The sequence below is a fragment of the Psychrobacter sp. FME13 genome (assembly GCF_014861395.1).
Taxonomy (GTDB): Bacteria; Pseudomonadota; Gammaproteobacteria; order Pseudomonadales; family Moraxellaceae; genus Psychrobacter.
On sequence record NZ_RRYV01000120.1, the window covers coordinates 1 to 9,586 of the forward strand.

A 9,586-nucleotide genomic window follows, 5' to 3' on the forward strand; every position below is an offset into this window, starting at 1 on the left:
GGTACTACGCTATGCTTTAGGTTGGCAATATATCTCTGGTTTTGCGTAAGTCCTATTACTAATAAACACAATCGTACGATGAGCCTACAAGTGTTAGGCAGTGAGCCGATCAGCCGTGATGAAAGTTTGAAGGTCGCTGTCACACACAATCCGCCAGTGAGTACGCGCGACTGGAATGGCAATCAAGGCATGATTGCGTGGGAGTTTGATTTACCCAGTCAGCAATCGAAAGTGATAAGCTCGACGTCTCAAGTCAGTTATCCTGCCGATGAGCAGTTAATTGGTCATTAATCAATCATGAACCTAAACCTTGTCATCAGGTTTTTTCGTGCTATCGGCTTATGAATAAAAAAGGAATTATATGTGTATCGTCGCCATCGCTTGGCAGTTATTTGATAAATTGCCATTGGTGTTGTTATCCAACCGTGATGAGTTTTTTGAGCGTCCTACTGAGCCGCTACACCAATGGTCCGATCAGTCTATTTATGCGGGGCGCGATAAACAAAGCGGCGGTACTTGGCTTGGTATTCACCAACAACCAGACCACGTAAAAGGCCTGGAGTATTATTCTCAAAACGGTCGCTGGGCTGCCGTATTGAACTTTCGTGATGGGGTACAGGCAAGCAATGATGAACGCTCACGTGGTGCGTTAGTTACTGATTTCTTGACCAGTGACTCAAGCCCGATGGATTTTGCTCGAAGCATCAATTTGCGAAATTATGCCGGCTTTAACCTTATCGTTGGTGATGCTGCCCAAGCGGTCATCGTTAATAATCGCGGCCATGCGCCCACACCTTTGTACTCAGGTTTACACGTACTGTCTAATGGGCAGCCAGAAGACAACTGGTTCAAGACTGAAAAATTACGTGGCAGAATACGGCAAGAAGTATTGCCACTCATTGCCGAAAATAGCGCACCTGAATATTGGCAAGAAGCGGCTTTTGATGTGTTATCGGATCATACGTCTGCACCAGCAGATCGGTTGCCAGACACAGGCATATCGATTGAGATTGAGCAAATGCTATCCTCTGTTTATATTGCGCCAGTAGCGTTTGGTCATACAGACAGTAACGCAACAACGTATGGAACTCGTACCCAAAGTATTTTAACCTTAACTAAAACTAGAAAGGCAAACGTCACTAGTGAGATTGTCAGCCGAGAGCTTACTGGTCACTCGCAGTAAAAATAAATACGAGCGATAAATTTTGAGCAAAAAAAGACCCACGATAATTGCTAACGCTGCTAGCAATTATCGTGGGTCTTTTTATTTTATGGCAAATAGAGCGATTGACTAAATCAGGCATCACACCAATAAGTGGTTTTCTTGTTCAGGCAAAATAAGCTCTTGTTTTAGGGGAAGCTCACGCACTAGCTCTTGCAAAGCGCGACGATAAACTCCCCGTTTAAAATGAATCACTTGTCCAAGTGGATACCAGTAACTAACCCATTGCCAATGGTCAAACTCTGGCTTTCCTTCATCGAAGCGGATGTGTTGCGTGTTTGCCTCATCTAAGCGCAGCAAAAACCATTTTTGTTTTTGCCCAATACACAAAGGGTGTTGTCCATGACGCACATAGCGTTTTGGCAGACGATAACGCAACCAGTCTTGCGTCACTGCCAATAAATCTACATGACGCGGATGTAGGCCGACCTCTTCCCAGAGCTCGCGATACATCGCATCCATTGGTGTCTCTCCGCGGTCTATACCGCCTTGCGGAAACTGCCAAGCGTTGTGACCAATACGTTTTGCCCACAGAACTTGCCCTTGTGTATTTGCCAAGATGATGCCGACATTGGCGCGAAAGCCGTCTGCATCTATCATGACTAAACCTTTTTAATGTGTTTAAAATAGCTTATTTCACTCCACAATCGTGACAGCAATCATAGTTATTATAAGGTGATTGGTATCGGTATTAGACCGAAATAAGATTAATTACCGTTATTAAACCAAGAAACCGACAGAATGTGTAACAGTATTTTGCTATAAAATGTTTCACGAGTTTAGTTGTTTAAAATCAATGGTTTATAATTAGACTTTTGTGGGTTTCTAGAGGTGGTTGAATAAGAGATAATTTGAAAGAAGTTGAGAAGCAGGATACATAACTATTAGTTAGATGAATAAAAATACTGACTTAGAATAAGTTATCAAAAGCTAAAGTGAAGCTATAATATTTAGCAGCCTAAATAGTCCGAATGAAGGATGCAATCTATATGGGGTAGACCATATTCTCATGATAAAAACCAAAGACAAAGCCGTTGTCAAATCCTGCTTTGGCTTATGCTACACTAGCAATGTGCTGTATCAAGCAATGTAGGCTACTTAGAATAAGAAGCAGATAACCTCCTAATTGAAGGCTGCCAATTACAATCTATTTATTAGAATAAGGAAAATGAGAAATGTCAGAGTCAAAAGCAAGCGTTACGTGGCAAGAGAACAAAGCATTTATGGGTGTCTCACCGTCAGGTCATAATGTTCAGATTGATGCCGATAAAGAAAAAGGCGCAAGCCCAATGGAGTTGATACTCTTAGGACTTGGTGGTTGTGCTAGCTACGATGTGGTAGAGATCTTAAAAAAATCTCGTCAAGAAGTGACAGACGTGCGTTGTGAGTTGACGGCACAGCGTGCTGAAACGGTACCAGCGGTATATACCGATATTCACATGCACTTCGTGGTAACAGGGCAAAATGTTAAAGAAAAACAAGTTGAAAAAGCCATCAGCTTATCAGCAGAAAAATACTGCTCAGCCAGTAGAATGTTGGTACAAGGTGGAGTGAATGTCACCCATGATTTTGAAGTGGTTGCAGGGTAGAAGCGAGTATACTAATGAATGCACTTTTGGAGTTGGTCTCTAATACCGCAGCGTCGGCTATTTGGGCGATGGTGGTAGCAAGCTTATTACCATGGCTGGTATCAATAGTTGCAAAAGCGTCTGGCGGCTTTAAAATCAGAAATAACGCACATCCTCGTGATTTTTTGCAACATAGTACCGGTATGGCAGCACGAGCCAATGCCGCGCAGCAAAACAGCTATGAGACTTTGCCTATATTTTTGGCAGCAGTACTAGTGGCGATGCTGTTTTTTGTTCCACAATCGATTATCAATGTATTGGCTTGGTTGTATGTATTGATTCGAATTGGTTTTTGCGTGGCTTATATTGCTAATTTGGCAACGTTTCGCTCGATACTTTGGGTGTTATCGATGGCTTGTTCTTTGATGCTATTTTATTTAGCGATTAGAGTGAGTCTTTAGTACTTTGAGAGAAGTTAACGCAGTAATGCTTTTCTCGTGGAATGACTATCATAGTGGCATGATTATAATATCGGCATAACTATAAAAGCAGCTATTATCGTACACTGGCTAGCAGTGCACTGATAATAGCTGCTTTACTTTTTTCTCGTTTTATACTGTCCCATAACACTTTTGCTTCGTCACAGCCTTTGGTGAGCATCGCTAACCACTGCTTATAACGACCTACCAATATCACTTCAGTTTTAGCCTGACCTTCCAAAAATTTTATCTGATGAGAGACCAGTGCTTGCCACGATAACGTTGCCGCGCTTAGCATGGACTCATCTGAAACGGCATCTATACGAGCAATCAAGTCTGGGCGGGTAACCGCACCGCGACCTAACATCAAATGCGGTGTACCTGCTTGAGTCATACACCTCTGTGCGTGTTCTACATTCCATATCTCACCGTTGGCAATCACTGGAATATCGAGCGTATTAAAGCTCTGAATCTTGTCCCAGTAGGCTGGCGGCTTATAGCCTTGGGTTTTGGTTCGTGCATGGATGGTTAGCCAGTCAGCGCCGCTATCGTTAATCGCGCTACGAATATCATCCATACGATTGGTATCGGTATAGCCTAGACGTATCTTAGCCGAGACTGGAATTTGCGCAGGTACGGCTTGACGCACCGCGCTGATAATCTGGTATAGGGTTTCAGGCTCATCTAATAATACGGAACCACCACGGTGACTGTTTACGGTCTTGGCAGGACAACCAAAGTTGATATCAATGGCAGGCGCGCCAAGCTCGCAGGCGTAAGCAGCGTTTTCTGCCATCAGTTGTGCTTCGCTACCCAAAAGTTGCAAATGAATCGGTGTGCCACAGGCGGTTTTGGAGTCATGATGCAATTCTGGCACGTATTTATAGAACACGTGTGCTGGCAAGACATGCTGAGTTACCCGAATAAACTCACTCACCGACCAATCATAAGGACGATCTAAATCTGCTGCAATTTGTGTGAGGATTTGCCGCATTAATGGATCGGTCAGACCTTCCATTGGCGCAAGGAGGCGGACGGGATTGGCAAATAACTGAGAGATCGTATTTTGATGGATTTGAAGCTGATCATTATGGTTCATTGCTTGTGGTTCACTGCTAAAAGGTCATGATAAATAAAGGTAGACTAGGAATTTAGAATGGCAAATACGAAAAATGATAAATTGATTAAGTATTACCAAAAATCACTTTTTTACCTGTCTGTAATCCCAATATCAAATCTTTAATATGATGAATATCTAAGTTGGTTTGGGCACGAGTGCAAGCGACATATAGTAAACGCAGCTCTTCTGGGCTTATCTTGACCGCATTGGTGGTGACATCATAGTAAAAGTCATCATCCAGTTGTACTCTTCCCCATTCAAGCCCTTTGGCCTTGTGAGCAGTTGAGATGACATAATCTGCATTTTCGATACTGGTCAGACTATTGACCGCTTGGCTCAGTACATTGGTGCCGTGGTCATCAACCAATTTGACGAGGGTTTTTAGATCACTGCCTTCGTTGGTTTCAGAGTATTCTTGTACATCGCCCCAATTATAAAAGTATGCCAGTTCAGGCACACCATAAGCAGATTTTCCATTCTTCAAATTTTCGGCAGCCTGACAGAACTTGAGCATACGATCGGTATCGGCTTGCAGCGCCACTCTATGACCGAGCTTGAGTCCTGTCAATAACTGAGCCATCGCAGCAGCATTGGTACGACAGAGAATGGCGTCTTTTTTGCTGTGTACCATGCCTTTGTCAGTAGAGGACTGTTTATTAGGGTTTCCTTTGAGCGGAACCTCTTCTTGTAATGCCTTTAGTAACGTATTGGCGACTTCGGCAATTGGCTCGCCAAAGCGAAAAGACTGCGTTAGTAATGTTTGGGGCAGTGGCAGCTTTTTCATAGCATTGACCGCACCACGCCACTCGTAAATTTGTTGATGGGCATCGCCTACGTAGATTACTTGTTTTGGCTGCTGAGTTAGAATTCCCATCATTAATGGATCAGCATCTTGTGCTTCATCAAATAAGATAAAATCAGCTGGAATGCTTGGCTTAGACAACGCCCATAGTTTGAGGTAAATATCATGTCCGATGCCAGCAGGATGACGAGCATCAATCGACTGTAGCCAGCGTTGTTCAACGGCAGGGTAGAGCAGCTCACGTAATTGTTCTGCATCAGAATCATCGAGCCAACTTGGAAACAATATATGTCTAGGGGCAGGGTAACTGGCATGCGTACTACAGAAATTGCTCACAGCATCGCTGACGAAGCGAGATAATCGTGCTGGTGTCAGCGTAATGTATTTATTGACCCCATCCATTTGCCGACGTACTTGTACCGGTTGTAAGCCTAAATCATCGCCAAGGCGTTTAGGGGAAAAGCGCGGCAAGGATAGTTTGGCCGTGATATCACGAGCGACATGACGATAGGCAAGCGAATGAAAAGTGCGGCACTCTACGTGCGGTGGAAATTTTGAGCGAGCATCATTGGCAATGGCTTTGTTAAAGGCTAAATATAAGCCGCGTCCACGCAATCGCTCACCAATTAGTTTGAGTGTTGTGGTCTTGCCGGCGCCCGCATAAGCGACTACTTTAAATGACTTGTGATCCATCGCCATATTGAGCGCGTTCAGTTGCTCATCAGTGGGATCGCTCATATAAGCTGGCATAGATGCGGACATAAAAAGCTACCTAAAAAATAAAACAGGGTCAAAAATGACGGAGGTAAAAAAAGCCACTGCATAGACAATGGCTAATAAGTGATAACCATCATATAGGGTCATCGGAAGTTAATGTAAGATTTAGAAGATCATATTAACAGATTATAAGATTGGCTTGTTTTGAATTAACTGGTCAGTTTAAGTTTTGCTTGAGGCCGTATTCGCAGATAAAGCTGCATTGGGCTCTTCTTTGATTAATACCTTGGCTAAAAACAAACCAAGCTCAAACAACAACCACATCGGAATCGCTAGCATCAGCATCGATACACCATCGGGCGGTGTGACAACGGCGGCAACGGCAAAACATCCCACAATAATATAACGACGTTTGTCTTCTAAACTCTGGATGGAGACGACACCAACCAATATCAATAGTAAGGTCACGACCGGAATTTCAAAAGTCAGTCCGAACACCATAAATAATTTGAGCGCAAAACTGAGATAACTGTCGATATCTGTCATTGGTAAGACATTCTGTGGGGCAAACATAATAAAGAATTTTAGAACCCCTTTGAGAACGATGAAGTACGCAAATGCTACGCCAGAATAAAATAAGAATATAGAGGAGAGTAGTACTGGAATCGCAATTTTCTTTTCTTTTTTATACAAACCTGGTGCTACAAATGACCAAATTTGATACAGGATATAAGGCATAGCAAAAAATGCAGCGACAAAGATAGTTAGACGTATCGGTGCCATAAAGTTAGACGTAATGTCTGTGGCAATCATGGTCGAATTGGCAGGTAATTGTGCGACTAATGGGTCTGATAATAAGTTATATAGCTCGCGTGAAAACCCGACTAACGCTAAAAATATAATCAATACCGCCACACATATTTTGATTAAGTGCCTGCGTAACTCAATCAGATGCTCGGTGATGGGCATGTCAGCCATAGTACTTAACGCATCTGTAGATTCGTGTTTATCCATTGAATCAGTAGTGGTTTCTTTATCTGAACCAGTGAGTTTTTCTTGGCGGCTTTTTGTGTGTTTAAACAACCCCATCAGTCAGCCTCCTGTATATTTGCAGAAGCTTTTTTTTGCAAAGGACTATCGAAGGAATCAATTAAATGACTGTTTAATAATTTATCTGCTTGATAGTTCGGTAAGTAAGGCGGCTCAGGTAGACGGCGGGCTTTGTCATAAGCACTAAGACGAAACCACATATTCTCCCATGGTCTAGTCGTGAGGACTTGGGTGATAATGTGTGGACTGTCATTAGATTCAGCGGGCACGTTATTTGTATTGCTGCTACTGTGATTGTCTACTGCCGAGGCTTGCTGCAAATCATTTGAATTGTCAGTATTGCTATAGGCGGCGTCGAACTCTTTTGGAGCAGGTGCTTGATGACTGCCTACGCTACTATTGATTTCGCTGTTTTTAGTGTTTTTATGACCATCGACGATATCATGGGTCGCTCTCAGCGTTTGGTTTTGTGAGGATGCAAACTCTTTCATATTGCCACGCATTTCTGCCATCTCACGTCGCATGTCCGCTTCAGTCTGGCGAATTTTGGCAAGCTCTTTTTGCATTTGCTGCCGTGTTTCAGCCAAGTCTAGCTCAGCCTCTATCTCAGACTGTAGGGTAGATACCGTACGGCGAATCTTGGCATACCACTGCCCAGCCGTCCGCGCTGCCTGAGGCAGTTTTTCTGGACCCAGAACAATCAAGGCAATAATGCCAAAGATGAGTAATTCAGAAAACCCAATATCAAACATAATGGTTGAGTGTCACTATCTAGGAACTACAGGTCGGCTAGGTACTATAGACATTATACGTTGTGCTTATCGTCTGTAGGGGCTGCATTGATATCGCTACTATTGGCGTTGTCAGTAGCTGAGCGATCTGTGGTACGCGTGTTGTCATCGTGATCAAGCACAGCGTGCTTTTTAGCATGCTCTGTATTTTCATCTTTGACCGCTTCTTTAAAGCCTTTGACCGCACCGCCCAAATCTTTGCCCGCATTTCTAAGTTTAGATGTGCCAAATACAACTACCACCACAACCAATAGTATCAGCCAATGCGTAATAGAAAAACTGCCCATAAAGGTATCCTTATGTCTTGGTTTTCAGTCTGTATATGAATACTTTGTGTTTATATTACCGTGATATATTAACCAAAAAGTATCGACATATAGCGCGACGTTAAAAGAGCTATATTATAACCTGCACTTGTGACAAAAGGGTGAAATGGCAAAATAATCAAACAGAGTAGCTGGTTATTTTACGATTTCACAAGTTGCTTTTACTAGACTGGTTTTGCAATATCACCAGTTATCGTGACGCTTTTTCATCGATGCCTGATAAGCCAAAGCGACGTCCTAGCTCGTTTAACACGGCATCTGACTCTATGTCGAACCACGCCAGTCCAACGAGTGTATGGAACCAGACATCCGCCACTTCATAGATGAGTTCGTGACGAGCATCATCGTATTGAGCTTTGTCTGCCTCTGCATCACAGCTCGCAAAGTCTTTGGCAGCGATAATGCTTTCTGTACTTTCTTCACCAACTTTTTCTAAAATTTTATTCAAACCTTTAGCATATAGGCTTGCCACATAGGAGCTATCAGCATCGGCTTGCTTGCGCTCAACCAATACCTGATCAAGCTGCTGCAAAATGGAGGCATTATCCGGTTGGCTATCACTACTAATCGTATCATCTTTGGTCATAATACTACTTACACTAGCATCATTATTTAGATGAGTAGCATTTACCTCTGTGTTATAGATATCCGAAGGATCTTTCAATACTTTATCAACGGTTTGCCACTCAGGTGTTTGCCCAGATAAATCTAAACGCTGATAAAAACAAGATTCACGGCCAGTATGGCAAGCGATACCACCGGCTTGTGTTACGCTAAGCACGATCACATCTGCATCACAGTCCAAGCGAATTTCATGTACGGTTTGAGTATGTCCTGAGGTTTCACCTTTATGCCACAACTTATTGCGTGAACGTGAAAAATAAACGGCTGTTTTGGTTTGTGCAGTTAGTTGCAGCGCCTCTGCATTCATCCAAGCCATCATCAAAATACGCCCAGACTTATGATCTTGGGCAATCGCAGGAATTAAACCATCAGTATTAAAAGTTACGGCAGTCAGCCAAGCAGGTAAAGTCATAATATATCTGTCGTCTTATGAGTATTGAGTAAGAAATGGTCAATGGTTTATAACCATTCACTTTTTAGGTCTTGAGTGAATAGCTATTTGAGCAAAGACAGCATGTTAAAAAAATAGGATATGTTCAATAGGTCTAATATAAAATCTTAAATAAGTGTGGGTACAGCGCTTCTTTTATACTGTTATTAAGTGTAGCGGTCTTATTGAGTTGGAAGTCGTAACCAATAAAGTGTAATCGTGCGGTAGCAACCGTATCACCAGTTTGCATCCGTGTGACCTTTATCACTATATAACCACCGTTATCATACAAGGGTTCAATGCCTATCTCAAACAAAAGCTCTTCACGAAATCGTGCAAGTCTATTAACACTCAACTGTAACTCATCAATAATCAAGCCTTGATAGTCAGAGTTGACCTCTTGGTGGTGTATCAGAAAGTATGCTGAGGAGATAAAAGGAGGGTGACAGCCAAAGCA

General features: G+C 42.8%; 11 protein-coding genes and 1 pseudogene. 4 read left to right on the forward strand and 8 right to left on the reverse strand.

The window, feature by feature from the left end; all coding sequences use genetic code 11:
- Together EI164_RS12115 and EI164_RS12120 are read left to right on the forward strand one after the other, a co-directional pair.
- A partial coding sequence (locus EI164_RS12115; RefSeq protein ID WP_192520214.1) for a DUF4139 domain-containing protein occupies positions 1 to 291 on the forward strand: 291 nt, incomplete at its 5' end.
- Positions 292 to 361: 70 nt separating this feature from the next.
- A complete protein-coding gene (locus EI164_RS12120; RefSeq protein ID WP_192520215.1) occupies positions 362 to 1,183 on the forward strand; it encodes an NRDE family protein in 822 nt (273 codons plus the stop codon).
- A gap of 120 nt (positions 1,184 to 1,303) precedes the next feature.
- Here the strand turns inward: EI164_RS12120 and EI164_RS12125 are convergent, their stop codons facing one another.
- Positions 1,304 to 1,822 carry an RNA pyrophosphohydrolase gene (locus EI164_RS12125; RefSeq protein ID WP_192520216.1) on the reverse strand — a complete coding sequence of 173 codons (519 nt, stop codon included), beginning with the start codon at positions 1,820 to 1,822 and terminating at the stop codon, positions 1,304 to 1,306.
- Positions 1,823 to 2,397: 575 nt separating this feature from the next.
- On the opposite strand from EI164_RS12125, the gene EI164_RS12130 reads away from it, so the two are divergent.
- Both EI164_RS12130 and EI164_RS12135 read left to right on the forward strand, forming a co-directional pair.
- The gene (locus EI164_RS12130) at positions 2,398 to 2,811 is read left to right on the forward strand and encodes an OsmC family protein (RefSeq protein WP_192520217.1); all 414 of its coding nucleotides are present in this window, start codon (positions 2,398 to 2,400) and stop codon (positions 2,809 to 2,811) included.
- Positions 2,812 to 2,825: 14 nt separating this feature from the next.
- On the forward strand, positions 2,826 to 3,251 hold the full coding sequence (locus EI164_RS12135) for an MAPEG family protein (protein ID WP_192520218.1): 426 nt from the start codon (positions 2,826 to 2,828) through the stop codon (positions 3,249 to 3,251).
- Between the two features lie 94 nt (positions 3,252 to 3,345).
- Here the strand turns inward: EI164_RS12135 and EI164_RS12140 are convergent, their stop codons facing one another.
- From EI164_RS12140 to EI164_RS12170, 7 genes and pseudogenes are all read right to left on the reverse strand, one after another.
- The gene (locus tag EI164_RS12140) at positions 3,346 to 4,368 is read right to left on the reverse strand and encodes a tRNA dihydrouridine synthase (RefSeq protein WP_192520219.1); all 1,023 of its coding nucleotides are present in this window, start codon (positions 4,366 to 4,368) and stop codon (positions 3,346 to 3,348) included.
- Between the two features lie 85 nt (positions 4,369 to 4,453).
- On the reverse strand, positions 4,454 to 5,953 hold the full coding sequence (locus EI164_RS12145) for a UvrD-helicase domain-containing protein (RefSeq protein ID WP_192520220.1): 1,500 nt from the start codon (positions 5,951 to 5,953) through the stop codon (positions 4,454 to 4,456).
- Between the two features lie 177 nt (positions 5,954 to 6,130).
- Entirely contained in the window at positions 6,131 to 6,997 is an 867-nt protein-coding gene (gene tatC / locus EI164_RS12150; protein ID WP_192520221.1) for a twin-arginine translocase subunit TatC, read from the reverse strand.
- The gene (gene tatB, locus EI164_RS12155) at positions 6,997 to 7,710 is read right to left on the reverse strand and encodes a Sec-independent protein translocase protein TatB (RefSeq protein WP_192520222.1); all 714 of its coding nucleotides are present in this window, start codon (positions 7,708 to 7,710) and stop codon (positions 6,997 to 6,999) included. Before tatB ends, tatC begins: the two co-directional genes overlap by 1 nt.
- A gap of 53 nt (positions 7,711 to 7,763) precedes the next feature.
- Positions 7,764 to 8,036: a Sec-independent protein translocase subunit TatA gene (gene tatA / locus EI164_RS12160; RefSeq protein WP_192520223.1), complete on the reverse strand. Its 273-nt coding sequence runs from the start codon at positions 8,034 to 8,036 to the stop codon at positions 7,764 to 7,766.
- 229 nt (positions 8,037 to 8,265) lie between these two features.
- Positions 8,266 to 9,111, reverse strand: a complete 846-nt coding sequence (gene hisI, locus EI164_RS12165) for a phosphoribosyl-AMP cyclohydrolase (RefSeq protein ID WP_192520224.1) — start codon at positions 9,109 to 9,111, stop codon at positions 8,266 to 8,268.
- A 133-nt stretch (positions 9,112 to 9,244) separates the two neighbouring features.
- Positions 9,245 to 9,586: pseudogene (locus tag EI164_RS12170) on the reverse strand (hypothetical protein); the annotation flags it as partial.